The sequence below is a fragment of the Kribbella albertanoniae genome (assembly GCF_004348455.1).
In the GTDB taxonomy this organism is placed as follows: Bacteria; Actinomycetota; Actinomycetes; order Propionibacteriales; family Kribbellaceae; genus Kribbella; species Kribbella albertanoniae.
Map to the genome: position 1 here is coordinate 1 of NZ_SMKA01000096.1, position 20,790 is coordinate 20,790.

21 protein-coding genes are annotated in these 20,790 nt (G+C 67.6%); 11 read left to right on the top strand and 10 right to left on the bottom strand.

Annotation, left to right across the window (positions count from 1 at the left end; genetic code table 11):
- From E1261_RS20900 to E1261_RS20910, 3 genes are all read right to left on the bottom strand, one after another.
- On the bottom strand, positions 1 to 1,576 hold a 1,576-nt coding region (locus E1261_RS20900), incomplete at its 3' end, for an ABC-F family ATP-binding cassette domain-containing protein (protein ID WP_132408934.1).
- A gap of 163 nt (positions 1,577 to 1,739) precedes the next feature.
- The gene (locus E1261_RS20905) at positions 1,740 to 2,411 is read right to left on the bottom strand and encodes a FadR/GntR family transcriptional regulator (protein WP_132408936.1); all 672 of its coding nucleotides are present in this window, start codon (positions 2,409 to 2,411) and stop codon (positions 1,740 to 1,742) included.
- Positions 2,412 to 2,433: 22 nt separating this feature from the next.
- Entirely contained in the window at positions 2,434 to 3,399 is a 966-nt protein-coding gene (locus E1261_RS20910; RefSeq protein WP_202874885.1) for a helix-turn-helix transcriptional regulator, read from the bottom strand.
- A 65-nt stretch (positions 3,400 to 3,464) separates the two neighbouring features.
- Between E1261_RS20910 and E1261_RS20915 the strand changes: the two genes are divergently transcribed.
- The 4 genes from E1261_RS20915 (at position 3,465) to E1261_RS20925 (ending at position 8,899) form a co-directional block, all read left to right on the top strand.
- On the top strand, positions 3,465 to 3,767 hold the full coding sequence (locus E1261_RS20915; RefSeq protein ID WP_132408938.1) for a hypothetical protein: 303 nt from the start codon (positions 3,465 to 3,467) through the stop codon (positions 3,765 to 3,767).
- Positions 3,768 to 4,187: 420 nt separating this feature from the next.
- Entirely contained in the window at positions 4,188 to 7,970 is a 3,783-nt protein-coding gene (locus tag E1261_RS20920; RefSeq protein ID WP_132408940.1) for a multifunctional oxoglutarate decarboxylase/oxoglutarate dehydrogenase thiamine pyrophosphate-binding subunit/dihydrolipoyllysine-residue succinyltransferase subunit, read from the top strand.
- A gap of 1 nt (position 7,971) precedes the next feature.
- Positions 7,972 to 8,148 (top strand): DUF6104 family protein, encoded by a 177-nt coding sequence (locus E1261_RS45360; protein ID WP_165952583.1) that lies wholly within the window; start codon positions 7,972 to 7,974, stop codon positions 8,146 to 8,148.
- 31 nt (positions 8,149 to 8,179) lie between these two features.
- Complete coding sequence (locus E1261_RS20925; RefSeq protein WP_132408942.1) at positions 8,180 to 8,899, top strand: AAA family ATPase; 720 nt, start codon at positions 8,180 to 8,182, stop codon at positions 8,897 to 8,899.
- On the opposite strand, the gene E1261_RS20930 is transcribed toward E1261_RS20925, so the two are convergent.
- A complete protein-coding gene (locus tag E1261_RS20930) occupies positions 8,896 to 9,252 on the bottom strand; it encodes an ArsR/SmtB family transcription factor (RefSeq protein ID WP_132408944.1) in 357 nt (118 codons plus the stop codon). The two genes, E1261_RS20925 and E1261_RS20930, sit on opposite strands and share 4 nt — an antisense overlap.
- 114 nt (positions 9,253 to 9,366) lie before the next feature.
- On the opposite strand from E1261_RS20930, the gene E1261_RS20935 reads away from it, so the two are divergent.
- Positions 9,367 to 10,596 (top strand): sodium:proton exchanger, encoded by a 1,230-nt coding sequence (locus E1261_RS20935; protein WP_132408946.1) that lies wholly within the window; start codon positions 9,367 to 9,369, stop codon positions 10,594 to 10,596.
- A gap of 296 nt (positions 10,597 to 10,892) precedes the next feature.
- Here E1261_RS20935 and E1261_RS20940 read toward each other — a convergent pair whose 3' ends face one another.
- The 4 genes from E1261_RS20940 to E1261_RS20955 all read right to left on the bottom strand — a co-directional run bounded on the left by E1261_RS20940 (position 10,893) and on the right by E1261_RS20955 (position 14,010).
- Entirely contained in the window at positions 10,893 to 11,192 is a 300-nt protein-coding gene (locus E1261_RS20940; protein ID WP_132408948.1) for a WhiB family transcriptional regulator, read from the bottom strand.
- Positions 11,193 to 11,313: 121 nt separating this feature from the next.
- Entirely contained in the window at positions 11,314 to 11,820 is a 507-nt protein-coding gene (locus E1261_RS20945) for a GNAT family N-acetyltransferase (RefSeq protein WP_132408950.1), read from the bottom strand.
- A gap of 1 nt (position 11,821) precedes the next feature.
- Positions 11,822 to 12,790 carry a zinc-binding dehydrogenase gene (locus E1261_RS20950; RefSeq protein WP_132408952.1) on the bottom strand — a complete coding sequence of 323 codons (969 nt, stop codon included), beginning with the start codon at positions 12,788 to 12,790 and terminating at the stop codon, positions 11,822 to 11,824.
- A 23-nt stretch (positions 12,791 to 12,813) separates the two neighbouring features.
- On the bottom strand, positions 12,814 to 14,010 hold the full coding sequence (locus tag E1261_RS20955) for an NAD(P)-dependent malic enzyme (RefSeq protein ID WP_132408954.1): 1,197 nt from the start codon (positions 14,008 to 14,010) through the stop codon (positions 12,814 to 12,816).
- A 245-nt stretch (positions 14,011 to 14,255) separates the two neighbouring features.
- Between E1261_RS20955 and E1261_RS20960 the strand changes: the two genes are divergently transcribed.
- From E1261_RS20960 to E1261_RS20980, 5 genes are all read left to right on the top strand, one after another.
- The gene (locus E1261_RS20960; RefSeq protein ID WP_132408956.1) at positions 14,256 to 15,101 is read left to right on the top strand and encodes a transporter substrate-binding domain-containing protein; all 846 of its coding nucleotides are present in this window, start codon (positions 14,256 to 14,258) and stop codon (positions 15,099 to 15,101) included.
- Positions 15,098 to 15,919, top strand: a complete 822-nt coding sequence (locus tag E1261_RS20965) for an amino acid ABC transporter permease (RefSeq protein WP_132408958.1) — start codon at positions 15,098 to 15,100, stop codon at positions 15,917 to 15,919. The genes E1261_RS20960 and E1261_RS20965 overlap by 4 nt, the downstream gene beginning before the upstream one ends.
- A gap of 1 nt (position 15,920) precedes the next feature.
- Positions 15,921 to 16,673 carry an amino acid ABC transporter ATP-binding protein gene (locus E1261_RS20970; RefSeq protein WP_132408960.1) on the top strand — a complete coding sequence of 251 codons (753 nt, stop codon included), beginning with the start codon at positions 15,921 to 15,923 and terminating at the stop codon, positions 16,671 to 16,673.
- A 233-nt stretch (positions 16,674 to 16,906) separates the two neighbouring features.
- Positions 16,907 to 17,299, top strand: a complete 393-nt coding sequence (locus E1261_RS20975; RefSeq protein WP_132408962.1) for an ATP-binding protein — start codon at positions 16,907 to 16,909, stop codon at positions 17,297 to 17,299.
- Positions 17,296 to 18,093 carry an RNA polymerase sigma factor SigF gene (locus tag E1261_RS20980; RefSeq protein WP_132408964.1) on the top strand — a complete coding sequence of 266 codons (798 nt, stop codon included), beginning with the start codon at positions 17,296 to 17,298 and terminating at the stop codon, positions 18,091 to 18,093. The genes E1261_RS20975 and E1261_RS20980 overlap by 4 nt, the downstream gene beginning before the upstream one ends.
- A gap of 4 nt (positions 18,094 to 18,097) precedes the next feature.
- Here E1261_RS20980 and E1261_RS20985 read toward each other — a convergent pair whose 3' ends face one another.
- Positions 18,098 to 18,397: a hypothetical protein gene (locus E1261_RS20985; protein WP_132408966.1), complete on the bottom strand. Its 300-nt coding sequence runs from the start codon at positions 18,395 to 18,397 to the stop codon at positions 18,098 to 18,100.
- A gap of 525 nt (positions 18,398 to 18,922) precedes the next feature.
- Between E1261_RS20985 and E1261_RS20990 the strand changes: the two genes are divergently transcribed.
- Positions 18,923 to 19,174: a WhiB family transcriptional regulator gene (locus E1261_RS20990; protein WP_132169366.1), complete on the top strand. Its 252-nt coding sequence runs from the start codon at positions 18,923 to 18,925 to the stop codon at positions 19,172 to 19,174.
- A gap of 66 nt (positions 19,175 to 19,240) precedes the next feature.
- Here the strand turns inward: E1261_RS20990 and E1261_RS20995 are convergent, their stop codons facing one another.
- The gene (locus tag E1261_RS20995; RefSeq protein WP_132408968.1) at positions 19,241 to 20,719 is read right to left on the bottom strand and encodes a sensor histidine kinase; all 1,479 of its coding nucleotides are present in this window, start codon (positions 20,717 to 20,719) and stop codon (positions 19,241 to 19,243) included.
- Positions 20,720 to 20,790: the final 71 nt, after the last annotated feature.

A 20,790-nucleotide genomic window follows, 5' to 3' on the forward strand; every position in this document is an offset into this window, starting at 1 on the left:
CGGGGTCGATGGTTTCCAAGGCCTCGGGGGTTAGTGCTAGCCAGCGGGTGATGCCTATGTCGCGGAGGAAGGGGAGGTCGTGGCTGGCGATCAGCAGGGCGCCTTGGTAGGAGGCGAGGGCGTCTTTGAGTTGGGCGACGCTGGCGAGGTCTAGGTTGTTGGTGGGCTCGTCGAGCATCAGCAACTGGGGTGGGGGCTCGGCCAGCAGGAGGGCTGCCAGGGTTGCGCGGAAGCGTTCGCCGCCGGACAGGGTGCTGACCAACTGGTCTGCCGCGCGGCCGCGGAAGAGGAAGCGGGCCAGGCGCGACCGGCGTTCCTGGTTTTCGTGGCCTGGGGCAAGCAATGCGATGTTGTCCACGATCGACAGGTCGTCGCGCAGCAGGTCCAGCCGCTGGGGCAGGTACCGGAATGGGACCACCGGCAACGACCCGTTCGTGATCGAGTGCAGCAGGGTCGTCTTGCCCGCGCCGTTCGGTCCGGTGAGCGCGATCCGCTCCGGGCCGCGGATCTCCAGGTCGACCAGCGCGCCGGTCCGCAGTTCGTGTTGCTCGAGCCGCAGTACGACGCGTCCGGCCGGTACGGCGGTCTTCGGCAGATCGACGCGGATCGTCTCGTCGTCGTGGACCTTCGCCTCGGCATCGGCCAGCGCATCCTGCGCCGACTCCAGCCGGTCGGAGTGCATCCCGATGTGTTTCGCCGCCGACACCTGAGCATTGCGCTTCAGGTTGCCGGCCACGATTTTCGGGATCCCGCCCTTCTCGAACGCACGCTGACCACGCGCCTGCCGCTGGTCGGACTTCATCCGGGCCTCGATCAGGTCCTTCTTCTGCTTGCGCAGGTCCGACTCGGCCGCTCGTACCATCCGCTCGGCCGCCTCCTGCTCGATCGCGACCGCCTCCTCGTACGCCGACAGGTTGCCGCCGTACCAGGTGATGTCGCCCTTGCGCAGCTCGCCGATCTGGTCGACCCGATCGAGCAGATCGCGGTCGTGGCTGACGATCAGCAACGAACCCCGGAACTGGTCAACGGCGTCGTACAGATGCCGTCGGGCACGCAGGTCGAGGTTGTTGGTCGGTTCGTCGAGCAGCAGTACGTCGGGACGTCGCAGCAGCTCAGCGGCCAGGCCGAGCAGGATCGTCTCGCCACCGGACAGCTCGCCGACCGACCGGTCGAGGCCGATCGAGCCGAGACCGAGCTTGCCGAGCAACGCCTCGGCCCGCTCCTCGGCGTCCCACTCGTCGCCGACGGCCGCGAAGTTCTCCTCCGAGGCGTCGCCGGACTCGATCGCGGTGATGGCGCGCCGGATCGTGTCGATACCGAGTGCCTGGTCGACCCGCAACGAGGTGTCCAGGGTGAGGTCCTGCGGCAGGTAGCCGAGCTCGCCGTTGACCCGGATCGTCCCGCGCTGCGGGTTGAGCCGGCCGGCGATCAGCCGGAGCAGCGTGGACTTGCCGGTGCCGTTGCGCCCGACCAGGCCGGATCGCACCGGACCGGCAACGAAGCTGAGCCCGTCGAACAGCACGTCGCCGTCGGGCCAGGCGAAAAAGAGATCAGTACAGGACAGGGAATGGGTCATCAGGTGCTCCAAGAGGTCTTCAAGGAGACCGCACAGCTCCCGAGAACCGGGCAGCGGTCATCAACAGTCGAAGGAAGACCTCAGATGCGCAACCTGCACCCCTGTCGTAGGCAATGTGACAGCACCTACCTTAGGGCGACCCACCGCACCCATCAAGCAGATTTCAGGGCGCTTGGCGGAGCCAGGTCTCGACGCCGGCGATGTGAGCGGTCATCCAGGCACGCGCAGCCTCGGCGTCGCCGAGCTCGATGGCGTCGAGGATGGCCGTGTGCTCCGCGAGAGTGCGTTCGACCGCGCCGGCCTGGGTGACGCCGCGCCAGATCCGGGCGCGCTGGGTTGCGCCGGAGATGCCGTCCAGGAGTGAGCAGACGACCTGGTTCCCGGTCGCCTCCGCGATCCCGCGGTGGAAGCGCAGGTCGTTCGCCACCAGGTCCTCGACCCCCGCGTCCGGCGGCAGATCCGCACACAGTTGCCGCAGCGACGACAGCTGCTCGGCCCCGATCCGCGCCGCCGCCAACGCAGCCACGCCAGGCTCCAGCAACCGCCGTACCTCGAAGAACTGCAGCACCGAGTCATCGCGGTGCAGGTCCACCATGAAGTTCAGCGCGTCCAGCAGGTGCGCCGAGTCCAGGCTGGTCACGTACGTGCCGTCGCCGTGCCGGACGTCGAGCACATTGACCAGCGTCAGCGCTTTGACCGCCTCCCGCAGCGAGTTCCGCGACAACCCCAGCCGCGCGGCCAGATCCGCCTCTTTCGGCAGCCGGTCCCCCGGCCCGAGCTCCCCCGAGGTGATCATCCCTTTGATCTTGACGATCGCCTCGTCCGTCAATGCCATTGCGTCAGTATGCCGTCAGCGCCTATCCCGTCCCAGCGACGCGGGCCAGAAGCGCGCCCCGGGTCGCCGTACCGGTCTTCGCCAGCACGGCCTTCACGTGGTCGTTGACCGTGTGCTGGGACAGCACCAGCCGCCCGGCCAGAGCGCGGGAATCGATCCCGGTCGCCAACTCAGTCAGCACTTCACGCTCCCGCGGACTCAGCCCGTGCGCCAGCCCGAAGACCTCCAGGCGCTCAGCAGGTGTCGAGTCCTCGATGCTGACCACGATGTCCGCCTGGCCGCTGGCCCGGGCCGCGCGCAGCGTGACCCAGCGACCGGCCCCGAGATGCACTCGGGACCACGCCGGCCCAACAGGTATCCCCTGCTCGGCTGCGATCAGTGCGGCCGCCAGGTTGTACGCCGCGGCCGGGATCGCCGGAATCGCCTCATCCGGTGGATTCAGCCGCTCCAGTGCCTCCAGAGCGGCCGGCGTCCGCACCCGGACGGTCAGATCAGGACCCAGTACGACGATCGCCGGGCCGCCTGGCGTTCGCTCCACCGGCGCGGCGAAGGTGCGCGCCTGCGCCCGCCGCAACCCAGCGGTCAGTACGGGCGCCAGAGCGGCCATCTGGTTCTGTTCGGACCGCGTGAACGGCGTCGCACGCCACAGGTCGAGCCACGCCCAGCACCCGAACCGGTCCCAGCACGCCACGGTCAGAATCTCGGCCGACTCGCCGCGGAACGTGCGGACCGGCGTACCGGCCGCCCGCAGGTCGGTCCAGCGAGTCCCCCGCTCCAGATAGCGCCACCGCACCAGCCCGGGCAGCGCCGGCCACGACAACCCCGGTACGTCGGCCAGTGGCGCCGTACCGACGCAGGTCACCGGGTCGGTCAGCACCCAGACGTGTCCGTCGAACGGCACCACCGGGCGTACCGCGGCCAGCACTCGCTCCCGGAGCGCCTTGGCGTCCAGGTCCCCCGCGCACAGCCGCTCCACCCGGTCCAGCACCTTCCGAGCGTAGATCCCCAGCTTGGGGGATGGGAACGCGCCACAGCCGCGCGCACGCTGACCACATGATCACTTTGCACATCGAAAACACCATCGGCGACTACGCCACCTGGAAAGCGGCCTTCGACCGCTACGATCGCGCCCGCCGCGACCACAACGTCCTCGGCTACCGGATCACCCGCCCGGCCACGGACTCCACCAAGGTCTTCATCGACCTCGACTTCGCCGCCGGGACCGACGCCGCGGCGTTCATCCAGCTGCTCGAGAAGATCTGGCAGACGCCGAGGTCGCACGCGGCCTCGGCCGAGCACGCGGTCCCGGAAGTCCGGGAGGTGCTGGAGGAACGACGTACGGGAGGAGGCCAATAGGTGGCAAGTGGACTGACGAACGGGGTGAGCTTCACCACATTTTCATCGGCATCGAACATTCACCTGCTGCGCCGGGGCGGTTGCATACAGTGGCCATTCACGCTCCGCGACGTCACCCGAAGTGACCGCCCGGGCGGCCGGAATCCCACCTGTACAACGAGTCCCGCAGTTGATCACAGCATCGGTCCGGCCGTCCAGCCGAAGTGGAGTGACGGCACCGCTGAAACACCTGCCTGCGCGGTGTTCCAGGCTTGGAACGATCGCAGCGCCGGCTCCTGACCACTTGGCACACTGGTCCGGTGATCCCGGGCTGTGGAACTTACCGCCGTGCTATTAGCCTTGCCCTCGGGAACCAACCCATAACTGCACAAGTCATAACCCGCGGTATCTGACCCGAGATCGGAAGAGGCGAACTGCCCAGTGGCCACCGAGCCATCAGACTCAAATCCCCTTGCAGCCTTCGGTGCTAACGAATGGCTGGTCGACGAGCTGTACGAGAAGTACAAGCAGGACCCGAACTCGGTGGATCCCGCGTGGCTCGACTTCTTCAAGACCTACACACCTGAGGCTGACGCGAAGCCGGTGACGACGACCCCGGCCGACGCCGCGCCCAGGCCCGATGCCGTGTCGGACAACAAAACTCCTGAGGCCCCGAGCCGCGGTTCCGCGCCGTCCGTGCCTGCCTCGAACCAGCCCGCGGCAGCGGCTGCCCCGGCCTCCGCGCCGGTAGTCAAGCCGGCCACGCAGCCCGCGCCGGTCCAGACCGCGCCCGCCGCCCCCACCGGAGGAACGGTGAACCAGCCGCCGAAGGCGCAGGCCAAGCCCGCGCCCGCCACCAGCACCGACGCCGAGCGGAAGATCCTCCGCGGCGCGCCGGCCCGGACCGCGCAGAACATGGAGACCAGCCTCACGGTCCCCACTGCGACCAGCGTCCGCCAGGTGCCGGTGAAGCTGCTGATCGACAACCGCATCGTCATCAACAACCACCTCAAGCGCGCTCGTGGCGGCAAGATCTCCTTCACCCACCTGATCGGGTGGGCGCTGGTGAAGGCGCTCAAGACCCTGCCCGAGATGAACGCGTCGTACGACGAGACCGAGGGCAAGCCGACGCACGTCCAGCCGGCCCACATCAACCTCGGCCTGGCCATCGACATGCAGAAGCCGGACGGCACCCGGCAGCTGCTGGTGCCGTCGATCAAGGCCGCCGAGGACATGACGTTCGCCGAGTTCTGGATGGCCTACGAGGACATCGTCCGGCGGGCCCGCGACAACAAGCTCGCGCTGCCGGACTTCCAGGGCACCACGATCAGCCTGACCAACCCGGGCACCATCGGCACCCAGCACTCGGTGCCGCGGCTGATGACCGGCCAGGGCTGCATCATCGGCGTCGGCGCGATGGAGTACCCGCCGGAGTACCAGGGTGCGGCCGAGGAGACGATGGCCAAGCTCGCGGTGAGCAAGGTCATGACGGTCACCTCGACCTACGACCACCGGATCATCCAGGGCGCCCAGTCGGGTGAGTTCCTGCGCCGGATCCACCAGCTGCTGCTCGGCCAGGAGGGTTTCTACGACGAGATCTTCCAGAGCCTGCGGATCCCGTACGAGCCGATCCGCTGGGCCACCGACCTTCCGCACAGCCACGAAGAGGACATCAACAAGCAAGCCCGGATCCTCGAGCTGATCCACGCCTTCCGGGTCCGCGGTCACATCATGGCCGACACCGACCCGCTGGAGTACAAGCAGCGCAGTCACCCGGACCTCGACGTGGCCACCCACGGCCTGACGCTGTGGGACCTGGACCGCGAGTTCGCCACCGGCTCCTTCGGCGGCGACCGGCGGTTCATGAAGCTGCGCGAGATCCTCGGCATCCTGCGCGACTCGTACTGCCGGACCACCGGTATCGAGTACATGCACATCCAGGACCCCGAGCAGCGCAAGTGGCTGCAGGAGCGGATCGAGCGGCCGCACACCAAGCCGCCGCGCGAGGAGCAGCTCCGGATCCTGGCCAAGCTGAACGAGGCCGAGGCCTTCGAGACCTTCCTGCAGACCAAGTACGTCGGCCAGAAGCGCTTCTCGCTCGAGGGTGGCGAGACCACCATCCCGCTGCTGGACGAGCTCTGCGAGGAGGCCGCCGGCGCCGGGCTGGACGAGGTCGTCATCGGGATGGCGCACCGCGGCCGGCTGAACGTGCTGGCGAACATCGTCGGCAAGTCCTACGGGCAGATCTTCCGCGAGTTCGACGGCAACATCGACCCGCGGACCGTGCAGGGCTCCGGTGACGTCAAGTACCACCTGGGCGCGGAGGGCGAGTTCGTCTCCGAGTTCGGCGACAAGATCAAGGTGTCGGTGGCGGCCAACCCGTCGCACCTGGAGACCGTCGACCCGGTGCTCGAGGGCATCGTCCGGGCCAAGCAGGACCTCCTCGACCGCGGTGCCGCCTTCCCGGTGCTGCCGATCCTTGTCCACGGTGACGCGGCCTTCGCCGGTCAGGGCGTGGTGGCCGAGACACTGAACCTGTCCCAGCTGCGCGGGTACCGCACCGGTGGCACCGTGCACGTGATCGTCAACAACCAGGTCGGCTTCACCACCTCGCCGGCCTCGTCGCGCTCGTCGATGTACTGCACCGACGTGGCGCGGATGGTCCAGGCCCCGATCTTCCACGTGAACGGCGACGACCCCGAGGCGTGCGTCCGGGTCGCCGACCTGGCCTTCGAGTACCGCCAGGCGTTCAACAAGGACGTCGTCATCGACCTGGTCTGCTACCGCCGCCGCGGTCACAACGAGGGTGACGACCCGTCGTTCACCCAGCCGCTGATGTACGACCTGATCGAGCAGAAGCGGTCGGTCCGCAAGCTCTACACCGAGGCGCTCATCGGCCGTGGCGACATCACGATCGAAGAGGCCGAGCAGGCGATGCGGGACTTCCAGCAGCGTCTCGAGCGGGTCTTCATCGAGGTCCGCGAAGCGAAGAGCCAGCCGGACACCCCCGCGCCGTACGTGACGGTCCCGGAGTACCCGGACAAGCCGCAGGGCCCGGACGCGACCGCGACCACGCCCGAGGTGCTGAAGAAGATCGCCGACGCGCACACCACGCTGCCGGAGGGCTTCACCGTGCACCCGAAGGTGCTGCCGCAGCTGCAGCGCCGGGCCGCCGCGATCACCCAGGGCCCGATCGATTGGGCGTCGGCGGAGATGACGGCCTTCGGCTCGCTGCTGCTGGCCGGTCGTCCGGTCCGGCTCGCCGGTCAGGACAGCCGCCGGGGCACGTTCGTGCAGCGGTTCGCCGCGATCATCGACCGGGTCAACGGGCAGGACTACGTCCCCCTGCAGAACCTGGACACCGAGCAGGGCAACTTCTACGTCTACGACTCGCTGCTCAGTGAGTACGCCGCTCTCGGCTTCGAGTACGGCTACTCGGTGGCACGCCCGGAGGCACTGACGCTGTGGGAGGCGCAGTTCGGTGACTTCGTGAACGGCGCCCAGTCGATCATCGACGAGTACATCTCGGCCGGTGAGGCGAAGTGGGGCCAGAAGTCGGGTGTCGTGCTGCTGCTGCCGCACGGCTACGAGGGCCAGGGCCCGGACCACTCGTCCGCGCGGATCGAGCGCTTCCTGGCACTGTGCGCCGAGAACGCGATGACCGTGGCGCAGCCGTCGACACCGGCGTCGTACTTCCACCTCCTGCGCCGGCACACGCTCGGCGAGGAGCACAACCCGATGATCGTCTTCACGCCGAAGCAGCTGCTGCGGCGCAAGGAGGCGGTGTCGCAGCCGGAGGAGCTCACCCACGGCACCTTCCGGCCGATCCTGGGCGACGCCGAGGCGGAGGCCACCAAGGCTACTGTCGAGCGCGTCATCCTCACCTCGGGCCGGATCGCCTACGACCTGCTGGCCGAGCGCAAGAAGGTCGAGCCGGACAAGATCAGTACGGCGATCATCCGGATGGAGCAGCTGTACCCGCTGCCCGCCGAGGAGATCGTCGCCGAACTGGCCAAGTACCCGAACGTCACCGAGATCCGCTGGGTCCAGGACGAGCCCGCGAACCAGGGCCCGTGGCCGTTCATGGCGCTGAACCTGACCGAGCACCTCGGCGGCAAGCCGTTCTACCGGGTCTCCCGGCCGGCCATGTCGGCGACCTCGGTCGGCTCGATGGGTGCGCACACGGCGGAGCAGCAGACGCTGCTGAAGCAGGCCTTCAGCTGACGTGTACTTCACCGACCGAGGGATCGAGGAACTCGAGGGCCGGCGAGGCGAGGAAGACGTCTCGCTGGCCTGGGTGGCCGAGCGGCTGCGCGAGTTCGTCGATCTGAACCCCGACTTCGAGACCCCGATCGAGCGCTTCGCCACCTGGCTCGCGCGGCTGGACGATGACGACGACTAATTCTGTCGGACCTCGTTGCTAGCTTTACCGAATGCCCTTCGCCACTCATCCGGTACGCCGGGTCGCCGCGGCGGAGGGCATTGGTCCGTCCGGCGCCTGGCCGCACACGATCCCCGCCGTACGGCAACTGCTGACCGAAGGTCTGGACCTGGATCCTGGCGTCACATTCCTGGTCGGCGAGAACGGCGCGGGCAAGTCCACCTTGGTCGAGGCCATCGCCGTCGCCTACGGGCTGTCTCCTGAGGGCGGGTCCACCGGCGCTCGGCACACCACCCGTGCCACCGAGTCAGCCCTGTCCGACGATCTGCGGCTCACCCGCGGCGTCGGCGGCAAACGCGCCGGGTTCTTCTTGCGCGCCGAGACCATGCACGGCTTCTACACCTACCTGGAAGAGAATCCAGGCATGCGCCCCGAGCCGCGCTTCCACGAGATGAGCCACGGCGAGAGCTTCCTGAGCCTGATCAGCGACCGCTTCATCTACCAAGGCTTCTACTGCCTCGACGAGCCCGAGTCGGCACTCTCGTTCTCCAGCAGCCTGGCCGTGGTCGGTGTGCTCAACCAGTTGGCCGCTGCCGGCTCTCAGGTTCTCTGCGCGACCCATTCCCCCGTGATCGCCGCCCTGCCCGGCGCGACGATTCTGGAGGTCGGCGAGTGGGGCATCCGCCGTACGGCGTGGGAGGATCTCCAGCTCGTCCAGAACTGGCAGGCCTACCTGAAGCAGCCCGCGCAGTACCTGCGGCACGTGCTCTAGTCCGTGTGCGGAGGCCTCGTACGGCGAGGTGGGTCCGGCGCGAGTGAGCCGTCCGGGGCGATGTGCTCGAAGATCTGGTCGACCAGGTTGAGGACGTGCGGGTCGTCGACGGTGTAGATGTGCCGGCGGCCTTCGCGGCGGGCCGTGATGATCCCGGCCAGGCGGAGTTTGCCGAGGTGCTGGCTGGCGGTGGCGATGCTGACGCCGACGCGGTCGGCCAGCGTGCCGACGTCGTACTCGCCTTGGGCCGCCAGGGAGACCAGATGCAGCCGCACCGGGGCGGACAGCATTGCGAAGGTACCGGCGGCGGAGTCCAGCTGGGCCTTCGTGGGTTCGGGGAACGAAGTCGTCATCGCGCAGTCATTGTGACCGCTGAACGGGCCGCGCAGTACCTCGCCGAGCCGTGGTGACGACGCTCTCACACTTTCGCAATTGCGAAAGTATCAAAACGGTGGCAGCCTGGAGACATGGTCAGAGCGCTTCGCCCAGTGCTGTTGCTGCTGCCGGTGGCGGTTCCCGCCGTCGTGTTGCGGCTGGTCGGCACCCATCCGCCGGCTCTCGCCTCGATCCTGGTTTTCGGGCTCGCGGTGGTCGCGGCGGCGTTCGTGCTCGCCTGGGCGGCCGAGGCGGCGGAGGTGGACATTTCCGGCGGCCTGGCGATCGCGCTGCTCGCTGTCATCGCCGTCCTGCCGGAGTATGCGGTCGACCTCTACTTCGCGCACACCGCCGGCAGCAACCCCGACTACGTGCAGTACGCCGCCGCCAACATGACCGGCTCGAACCGGCTCCTCCTCGGCCTCGGCTGGTCGAGCGTCGTACTGATCAGCCTGTACGTCGCCTCACGGCGGAGCGGACGTTCCGTGCGCGAACTCGTTCTCGGGTCGGGCTATCGCCGGGAGCTCGGTTTCCTCGCCATCGCCGGTGTGGTCGCGTTCGTGATCCCGGTGACCGGTCAGATCCACCTGCTGATCGGTATCGCGCTACTCGCCTTCTTCGCCTACTACCTGTACCGCGCCGCCGTCTCGGGCCACGACGACGAGCCGGAGCTGATCGGCCCGGCCGCGCGGATCGGCGGGCTGCCGACCGTGCAGCGGCGGATCGCGGTGATCGGGATGTTCGTGGTCGCGGCCGGCATCATCCTGACCTCTGCGGAACCCTTCGCCGACTCGTTGGTCGAAGGCGGTCAGGCGCTCGGCATCGACCAGTTCCTGCTCGTCCAGTGGCTGGCACCGCTGGCCTCCGAGGCGCCGGAGTTCATCATCGCGATCCTGTTCGCCTGGCGCGGTAAGGGCGCGGCGGCGCTCGGCCTGCTGATCTCGGCCAAGGTGAACCAGTGGACCCTGCTGATCGGCAGCCTCCCGATCGCCTACGGCCTCGGCGGTGGCTCGGCCGCTCTCCAGCTCGACGGGCGGCAGGTCGAGGAGTTCCTCCTCACCGCCACCCAGACCCTGCTCGGCATCGCGGTTCTGCTCAGCCTGCGCTTCCCCCGCTGGGCCGCCTGGACGCTACTGGCCCTGTTCGCGATCCAGTTCGCCGTACCAGGCCAAACCGGCCGCTACATCCTGTGCGCGATCTACCTCGTCCTCGCCGTCATCGCCACCACCCACAACCGCCACCACCTGGCCGCCACCCTGAAAGCCCCCTTCCGCAAGCCCGCCGCACCCGCCGAACCCCACCGCGAACTCATCAACGCCTAACCCACGCCACGCCCCATCTGCTGGGTTAACCCATCCGCTTGCGGGTTCTCCACCCCCATGCAGGTGCAAAACCCACAACCTCATGGGGGAACCCACGAGATGAACCGGCGCCGGGCCGGGAATCACCTTGAGACTCCACCAGCCATCGGACACCCCGCCGAACGGTCGAACCGTGCTCAAGGTCGCCCGGCCGGCTCACCTTGGGCACCCATCAACCACCCGCCGGCCGAGCGCATGGTTGCCCCGTGCTCAACGTCGTACCGGCTCGTGCGGCGGGGCCGTAACCGGCCGGTGGGTTAGCTTGCCTGCTGCTCTTCTACGGTGGCGATGCGGGTACGGCGTTCCTGGGGGCCGGGGCGGCCTCGGCGGCGGCCGGAGAGGAACTTCTCGCCGGCGGCGGTGCCGGTGAACTTGGTCCGGCGGGCCCACTCGCGGCATTCCTCGAGCACCGGGCAGGAGGTCAGGCAGATCGCCTGCGCCTTGCGCTGCTCCCACTGGCTGGCGCTCTCGTCGTACGACGGGGCCTGGCCGACGCACGCGGCGCGGCTCATCCAGTTGTCGGCGGGGTCGACGATCACCGTCAAAAGCGGCCTCATGGGCACTCCTGCTCCCTCATCGATCGGGCGGATCGAATCCACTGGGGGTTTCCCAGTGGTAGGAACAGCGTGCGTCACGTGCGTTGCCCCGGTGCGACGCGCATGTTTCCGGGAGGAAACGTCATGTCCGAACGAGCCGGATCTCCCACAGATCGAAGTAGTCGTCGTGCTTGCGGGCCCCGTCCGGCGCGAACCCGTGCCGGCGGTAGAAGCCGAGCGCCCGTTCGTTGTCCTCGAACACCCAGAGGTACGCCGGATCCTTGCCGATGGCAACGTCCAGCAGGCGGGTCCCGAGCCCGGTCCCCCACCAGGCAGCGCGGGTGTAGATCGCCTGCAGCTCCAACGGCACCGGCGAATCCTCGTCCCGCCCGGGGCTGCTGCTCGCGAACCCGACCACCCGGTCCCGCACCCCGGTCGGATCCGCGGCGGGGTTGATGGCGAGCCAGCGGGTCCTTCCGGACTGGATTGCCTCGGCCCAGCGGTCGATTCGCTGGGCGACGTTTGCGGTTCGCTGGGCGAGCAGTTCGACCGGCGCGAGACCGGCGTACGCCTCCTGCCAGCACAGGAGGTGGCACCACGCGGCGGCTTCGGCGTCTTCGACCGTTGCCACCCGGATCTCTGGGGTCATGTCAGACAGTGAAGACGATCTTCCCGAACACGTCACCTGCATTCATCTTCGCGAACCCCTCCCGCGCGTCCGCCAGCGGGAGCACGGTGTCGATGTGCGGCTCGATCCCGGCGTTCGCCATGAACTGGACGAGCTGGGCCAGCTCGGTCCGGGTGCCCATCGTGGAGCCCTGGACCCGGAGTTGCAGGAAGAAGATCCGGTTCAGCTCGGCCGACTTCGGCGCCTGTCCACTCGTCGCGCCCGAGATCACCACGGTGCCGCCCTGCTTGAGCGACTTCAGCGAATGCGACCAGGTGGCCTGCCCGACCGTCTCCATCACCGCGTCCACCCGCTCCGGCAACCGAGCCCCGGACTCGAACACGTCATGCGCGCCGATCTCCAGCGCCTTCGCCCGCTTCGCCTCGTCCCGGCTGGTTGCCCACACCCGGATCCCGGCCGCCCGCGCCAGCGTGATCAGCGAGGTCGCCACCCCGCCACCAGCACCCTGCACCAGCACGGTGTCCCCGGGCTTGAGGTCGGACTGCGTGAACAACATCCGGTACGCCGTCAGCCAAGCAGTCGGCAAACACGCCGCCTGCTCAAAGCTCAACCCAGCAGGCTTCGGTACGACGTTCCGCGCCGGAACCGACACCTTCTCGGCCAGCGTCCCGTCGTACCGCTCACTCAGCAGCGACCGCTTCGGATCCAGCGTCTCGTCCCCCCGCCACTCCGGATCCGAGACGACCGCATGCACGACCACCTCGTTGCCGTCGGGGTCCACGCCCGCCGCGTCGCACCCGAGAATCATCGGCAGGTTCGCCTCAGCCAGCCCGACACCCTTCAGCGACCACAGGTCGTGATGGTTCAGCGCCGACGCCTTCACGTCGATCGTCACCCACCCGTCCCGCGCCTCAGGCTCCGGCCGCTCCCCCACCTCGAGAGCGGCCACCGGGTCATCCGGGTCGAACTTCGCAGCATAAGCAGCAAGCATGCAAACACCCTAGGCGTTGGGGGTCAGTCCCGCGCGACGCCGTCCTGACGGGCGGCCTCGGCTACTGCGCCGGCTACGGCGGGGGCGACTCGCTCGTCGAAGGGGGAGGCGATGATGTAGTCGGGGCGGAGTTCGGCGGGGCTGATGAGGCCGGCCAGGGCGTTGGCGGCGGCCAGTTTCATGCCTTCGGTGATGCGGGAGGCGTTCGCGTCGAAGGCACCGCGGAAGATGCCGGGGAAGGCCAGGACGTTGTTGATCTGGTTGGGGAAGTCCGAGCGGCCGGTCGCGACGACTGCGGCGTGCCGGTGGGCGATGTCGGGGTGGACCTCGGGATTCGGGTTGGCGAGGGCGAAGATCATCGAGTTGGGGGCCATCCGGGCGATGGCTTCCTCGGGGACCGTGCCGCCGGAGACACCGATGAACACGTCCGCGCCGTCGAGCGCATCCACCAGGCGACCGGACAGCCCGCCGGTGTTGGTGTCGCGGGCGAGCGAGAGCTTGACCGGGTTCAGGTCGGCGCGGTCCTCGTGCAGGACGCCCTTGCTGTCCACCACGGCCAGGTCACCGACCCCGGCCTGCAGCAGGATCCGCGCACACGCGACCCCGGCCGCCCCGGCTCCGGAGATCACCACCCGGATCTCCGAGATCGACTTGTCCGTGACCCTGAGTGCGTTCTGCAATGCAGCCAGTACGACGACCGCCGTACCGTGCTGGTCGTCGTGGAAGACCGGGATGTCCAGGCGTTCCTTCAGCCGGCGCTCGATCTCGAAGCAGCGCGGGGCCGAGATGTCCTCGAGGTTGATCCCGCCGAACGACGGCGCCATCCGCGCGACCGTCTCGACGAACTCGTCCACGTCGGTGCAGTCCAGCGCGATCGGCACCGAGTCGACACCACCGAACTCCTTGAACAGCAGCGCCTTGCCCTCCATCACCGGCAGCGACGCGGTCGGCCCGATGTCACCAAGACCCAGTACGGCGGTTCCGTCGGTGACGACTGCGACCACGTTCGACCGCCACGTGTAGCGGCGGGCCAACGACGGGTCCTCGGCGATCGCCGTACAGACCCGGGCGACTCCCGGGGTGTAGGCCTTGGACAGCTCGGCGGCGTCGGTGACGTGGATCGACGATGTCACCTCGATCTTGCCGCCGCGGTGCAGCTCGAAGACCGGATCGCCTTCGTAGGGATCGGAGACAACAGGAGATACAGGCTGGGCGACCATGACAGAACCCCTCGGACAGCATCCAATTAAAGGATGGGTGTGTACAAGACTGAGTGCGCCCGACGTTGATGCGTCGAAACGGCGCTGTTTCCAGGGGGTCACCCGTGCCGTTCGAGTAAACCACAGCGCCTACTGGTCTGCTGTGAGCGGCCCCACACAGATAACGATCCCGGTCAGCTCGGGGCCACGAACTGCCCGTTGTGCCAGGATTCGGAGATCCAGACCCCTGTCGAGGAGTAATCGCGATGAACATCGTCCGCACTCTCCGTAAGCATCGCCGGATCACCGCCGCGGTCGCCGCGTCGGCCCTCGCGTTCTCGCTCGCCGCCTGCGGCAACGAGTCCGGCAGCGGCGGTGGAACCGAGGACAAGGCCAAGGCGGCCGGTATCGACCTGGTGAAGTCCGGGACGCTGACCATCTGCACGCACCTGCCGTACAAGCCGTTCCAGTACAAGGACGGCACCGAGGTGGTCGGCTTCGACGTCGACCTGCTGAAGCTGCTCGCCGACGACCTCGGCCTGAAGCACGACGTGGTCAACATCGAGTGGGCCCAGGTCACCTCCGGCGCCGCCTTCAAGGCGAAGAAGTGCGACATCGGCATGGGCGCGATGACGATCACCGATCCGCGCAAGGCCGCGCTCAGCATCACCGACCCGTACATGGACGCCACCCAGGTGCTGATGGCCAAGAAGGACTCCGGCATCAAGGGTCTGGCCGACCTGAAGGGTAAGAAGCTCGGCGCCCAGGCGGACACCACCGGTAAGGACTACGCCGACAAGAACGCGGCCGCCAACGGGTACACGGTGATCCCGTTCAACGACCTGGCGCTGCAGGGCAACAACGTGAAGTCCGGCCGGGTGGATGCCGCGATCAACGACAACGGCGTCCTCTACGACTTCGTCAAGGACAACCCGGAGATGGCCGTGGTCGCCGAGTTCGACACCGGCGAGCAGTACGGTTTCGCGGCACTGAAGGACGGCTCCGGCCCGAAGATCGTGGCCAAGTTCAACGAGCTGCTGGCCAAGGCGAAGACCGACGGCAAGTACAACGAGATCTACAAGAAGTGGTTCGGGGTTGAGCCGAAGAAGTGAGTACCCAGTCCGACACCGTTGTCCGTAAGGGGCTGAGTCCGCGCAAGCGGGCTCAGCGTTCCCGCCTGATCCAGTACGCCGTACTGGTGGCCGTCGCCCTGTTCGCGCTGTTCAGCGCCGACTGGGGCCAGATCGGCTCGGTCTTCTTCAAGCCCGAGTTCATCAAGTCGACGTTCCAGGACGGCGTCCTGCAGGCACTGGTCAAGACGCTCGAGTACACCGCCGGTGCCTTCGTGATCGGCCTGGCCGGTGGCACCGTGCTGGCGCTGATGCGACTCAGCAGCGTCGGTCCGTACCGGTGGCTCGCGACCGCCTACATCGAGTTCTTCCGCGGCCTGCCGGCGATCGTGGTCTTCATCGCGTTCAGCCTGCTGCCGCTGGCCTTCGAGGGCATGACGATCCCTTGGGATCCGTACGGCGTCGTCTGGCTCGCGCTCGGAATCGTCGCCGCGGCGTACATGGCCGAGGTGATCCGGGCCGGGATCCAGGCGGTCCCGAAGGGGCAGATCGAGGCGGCCCGCTCACTGGGGATGCCGCCCGGGCTGGCACTGCGCAAGATCGTGCTGCCGCAGGCGTTCCGGATCGTGCTGCCGCCGCTGACCAACGACCTGATCCTGCTGGTCAAGGACTCGTCACTGGTCTTCATGATCGGTGTCGCGGCCGACGGGTACGAGCTGACCGGGTTCGGCCGGGACCTGGCCAACACCTACTCGAACCTGACCCCGATCGTGGTCTGCGGTTTCTGCTACCTGATCATCACCCTCCCGCTCGGCATCCTGGTCCGCCGCCTCGAGGCCCGTGCAGAGAAGAGCCGCTGACATGGCACTGGTTGAGATCAAGAACCTGCACAAGTCCTTCGGCAGCAACCACGTCCTGCGCGGTATCGACTTCACCGTCGAGCAGGGCGAGGTCGTCTGCGTGATCGGTCCGTCCGGCTCGGGCAAGTCGACGCTGCTGCGCTGTGTCAACCTGCTCGAGGTGCCACAGCAGGGTGAGGTGATCGTCCGCGGTGAGGAGATCACCGACCCGGACTGCCACCTGGATGCCGCCCGCGCGGGCATCGGCATGGTGTTCCAGCAGTTCAACCTGTTCCCGCATCTGAGCGTGCTGGCCAACTGCACGGTCGCTCAGACCACGGTCCTGAGGCGCAAGGCGTCCGAGGCAGAGCAGGTCGCCCGGGCCAACCTCGACCGGGTCGGCCTGAACGACAAGGTCCACGCCTTCCCGGCCCAGCTGTCCGGCGGTCAGCAGCAGCGCGTCGCGATCGCGCGGGCGCTCTCGATGGACCCGGCGCTGATGCTGTTCGACGAGCCGACGTCCGCGCTCGACCCCGAACTCGTCGGCGACGTGCTGACCGTGATGCGCAAGCTCGCCCTCGAAGGGATGACGATGCTCGTCGTCACCCACGAGATGGCCTTCGCCCGCGAGGTCGCCGACCGCGTCGTCTTCATGGACGGCGGCGTCATCGTCGAGCAGGGCCCGCCCGCCGAGGTGATCGGCAACCCGCAGGAGGAGCGCACCCAGCTGTTCCTCCGCCGCGTCCTCGACCCCACCCACGTCCAGGACCTCTGACCTGTACGTCGTCACGCTGCGTGCCCGCTCGATCGACGGGCCGCATGCGTGCGGGGTTGTTGTCCGGTGGCCGGCGGCAACGAGTTGCGATCGTCCACGGCCATCCGCAACACCAACGGACCAAGAGCTTCTGGTCTCGGTTGAGGTCCGAACACCCCTGAGGGTTAGCGCCGTGCTTCAAATGCGGTGAGAGTGGTAGAAGTACGGCGTCAGTCCGATTCAGAGGAGACGAAGTGAGCAGCACGGGGCAATCCGCCGAGGTCCGCCTGAGTATCCCGGCCGACGGTGCGTACATCGCCGTACCGCGGTCGGTGGTGGGCAACCTTGCGGCCCGCAACGACTTCACCGTGGACGCGATCGACGATCTGCGGATCGCCGTGGACGAGGCGTGTTCGCTGCTGCTGCCGCAGGCCACCGACGGCGTGCTGGACTGCGTCTTCGAGATCGACCCGCCGCAACTGACGGTCCGCACGAGCGCCGTCGTACCGGCCGGCTGGACCCCGGACACGTCGTCGTTCGGCTGGACCGTGCTGACCGCACTGGTCGAGACCGCCGCCGTCGAGACGATCGACGGCCGCCTGACCATCACCGTGACGGCGACCGCTACCGCCACGGAGAAGGCGTGACCGACGAGAGATCCCTGGGTGGTGGCTCCCAGGAACATCCCGACTTACGCACGCGGACAGCCACTTTCTTCGCCGCGATGGCGGCGGCCGAGGTCGGTACGCCGGCCCACAACGCTGCCCGTGATGGCCTGGTCTCGCTGCACATGCCGCTGGTCGAGCACCTGGCCCGCCGCTTCCGGAACCGGGGCGAGCCGTACGACGATCTCGTGCAGGTCGCGACGATCGGGCTGATCAAGGCGATCGACCGGTTCGACTCCGATCGCGGGGTCGAGTTCTCGACGTACGCGACGCCGACGATTCTCGGCGAGATCAAGCGGTATTTCCGGGACAAGGGCTGGGCCATCCGGGTGCCGCGACGCCTGCAGGAGCTGCGGCTGTCGCTGACCGCGGCCACCGCCGAGCTGACCCAGGAGCTCGGTAGGGCTCCGACCGTGGCCGAGCTGTCGGTGCGACTGAGCCTGCCGACCGACCTGGTGATCGAGGGCCTCGAGTCCGCAAACGCCTACAACACCTTGTCTTTGGACGCTCCCGATCAGAACGAGTCGGACGCGACCACGGTCCTGGACGGTTTGGGTGGCGAGGACGAGGCGCTGGAGAGCGTGGAGTATCGCGAATCGCTCAAACCCTTGTTGGCCCAGCTGGACACGCGGGAGAAGCGGATCCTCACGCTGCGATTCTTCCGTGGGATGACGCAGTCCCAGATCGCCGAGGAGATCGGCATCTCGCAGATGCACGTCTCCCGGCTGCTGGCCCGCACGTTGACCGAACTCCGCGCAGGTCTGCTCAAGGAGTAGTCCTTTACAGGACTGGGGGTTCGTCCTTCTGGGGGTTGTCGGCCAGGGCTTCGGTGGATTCCTTGCGGAAGACCCCGACCAGTACGCCGGCCGCTGCCAGCGCGAGCACGATCGCGACGGCCTTGGTCCCGCCGCCCCAGAAGCTGTACGCGATCAGGAGCTGGATCAGCTGGCTGAACACGGCCGGTCCACGGCTCCACGTCGAAGCCCGGGACAGCCCGCGGGCCACGGCTCCCAGACCGACGCCGTACAGGATGAAGAACGCCGTCGTGGTGAGCCCGAGGACGAGACGCGAGCTCTGCATCGTAAATGCTTCGGCAATTCCGAGAACGACGAGCACAAGGCCTTCCGCTGCGACCACCGCCGCGGCTAGCTTCAGTGCTCTAGGTATCACGGCAGCTGGGGAGTCGGTCGGCACTCCGCCAGCCTAGACGCTGTGCACCGACGTTTTGGGTGGCGTAACCCCAGCCCTACAGGGATTCGAGGTTGTGCGTAACCAAAGCGTTGTCCGATCGGTTACTTGCAGTGAACGGGTGATTGCGAGTTCGCGCCTCTGTCCGGTTAACGGACGGGGAGGGCCGTCACGCACCGGTTCGTAGTGTTAAGGAAGTGTTGTGATCTGATCGACAACTCCAGAACCCTTGTTTCACACGCCTGAGATTGGGAACATGGAGTCGTTCGTGAAAGCGTTCACAACTTGCCGCGAACATTCAGACCCTCGCCCGACGGTCCCCTCCGTCGCGAGAAGTACGACGAGTACAGCACCCGCTGATCGGGCACAGACCTAACCGACAGCGTACTTCCACTACTGAGAGAGATGGGATTCGCCATGGATTGGCGCCACCGGGCCATTTGCCTCGATGAGGACCCGGAACTGTTCTTCCCCATCGGCAACACCGGCCCCGCGATCATGCAGATCGAGGAAGCCAAGCAGGTGTGCCGCCGGTGTGACGTGCGTGAACAGTGCCTTGCATGGGCGCTGGAAGCCGGCCAGGACCACGGTGTCTGGGGCGGCCTGAGCGAGGACGAGCGACGTGCGCTGAAGCGCCGTAACGCCCGCCAGCGCATCCGCACCGCCTGAGTCAGTTCTTCGTCGAGGCCCCGCGGGATCCGCGGGGCCTTTGCTGTTACCAGCCTTTTGCTGTTCCTAGTCCGGCACCGGGATGTCGAGTGTGACCTGGGTGCCGGTTTTTCCGTCATGGCGAGGGCCGAAGTCGAGCGTGCCGTCCAGCTCACCGAGCACCAGGGTGCGGACGATCGACAGCCCCAGATTCCCGGACAGTTCGGAATCGAAGTTCGCGGGCAGGCCCTGGCCGTCGTCGATCACGTCGACGCGGAGCCGGCCGACCGAGCGTTCGGCCTGGAGTTCAATGGTTCCGGACGCCTCTTCGCCGTCCCGGGTGCCGAAGGCGTGCTCCACCGAGTTCTGCATCAGCTCCGTCAGCACCATCGCCAGCGGAGTGGCCTCGTCCGAGTCCAGGATGCCGAAGCTCCCAGTACGGCGGATCTCCACCGCGGTCGCGACGGTCGAGACATCGGCCACCATCGCCGCCACCCGATCCGCCACGTCGTCGAAATCCACGTGTTCGTCGAACGACTCCGACAGCGTCTCGTGCACGATCGCGATCGAACCCACCCGCCGGACCGCTTCGGCCAGTGCCTCCTGGGCTTCCGGCACGGTGATCCGCCGGCCCTGCATCCGCAGTAACGCGGCGACGGTCTGCAAGTTGTTCTTGACGCGATGATGAATCTCCCGGATGGTCGCCTCTTTGGTGACCAGCTCCCGCTCCCGGCTCCGCAGCTCCGTCACGTCCCGGAGCAGGATCAGGGCGCCCACGTGCTGACCGTCGGCCCGCAACGGGATCGCCCGCAGGAACAGCGTCGCATCGGAGTTCTCGATCTCGATCTCCTGCGCCGCGCGTCCGGTCAGCACGGTCGCCAGTACGTCGTCGACCTTGGTCCCGGTGTGCAGGAGCTCCGCGGTGACGTCCTTGAGCCGGCTGCCGACGAGGTCGGTCACGAGACCCATCCGCCGGTACGCCGACAACGCGTTCGGGCTGGCGAACGTCACCATCGCGTGCCGGTCGACCCTGATGCAGCCGTCCCCCACCCGGGGCGACGTGGACAGCAGCCGCTCCCCGCCGTACGGGAAGATGCCGTCGGTGATCATCCGGGCCAGGTCGGTGGCGCTCTGCAGGTAGGCGATCTCGAGCCGGGACGGTGTCCGGACTCCGAGCAGGTTGGTGTTGCGGGCGATCACCGCGATCACGCGGGAGCCACGCCGTACGGGGATCGTCTCGACCCGCACCGGTACGTCGTCGCGCCACTCCGGATCGCCTTCGCGGCAGATCCGGCCGCCGTCGTACGCCTGGTCCAGCAGGTGCCGGCGGCCGCGCGGGATGAAGCTGCCGACGATGTCGTCCAGGTACGCCGTCGGTCCGGTGGTCGGACGCATCTGGGCGCCGGCCCAGAAGCCGAGGCCTTCGGTGTCGGGCAGCCAGAGGACCAGATCGGCGAACGACAGGTCGGCCAGCATCTGCCAGTCCGAGACGAGCAGCTGCAGACGATCCAGGTCGGCCTGGTCGAGGGTCGTGTGGTTTCTGGCCACGTCACTCAAAGACGGCACAAGCCTGATAGTACTGACGCAGACCTGCTCGACATTTGGGTACAGACAGGTGTTTGATCTCAGACGGAAGG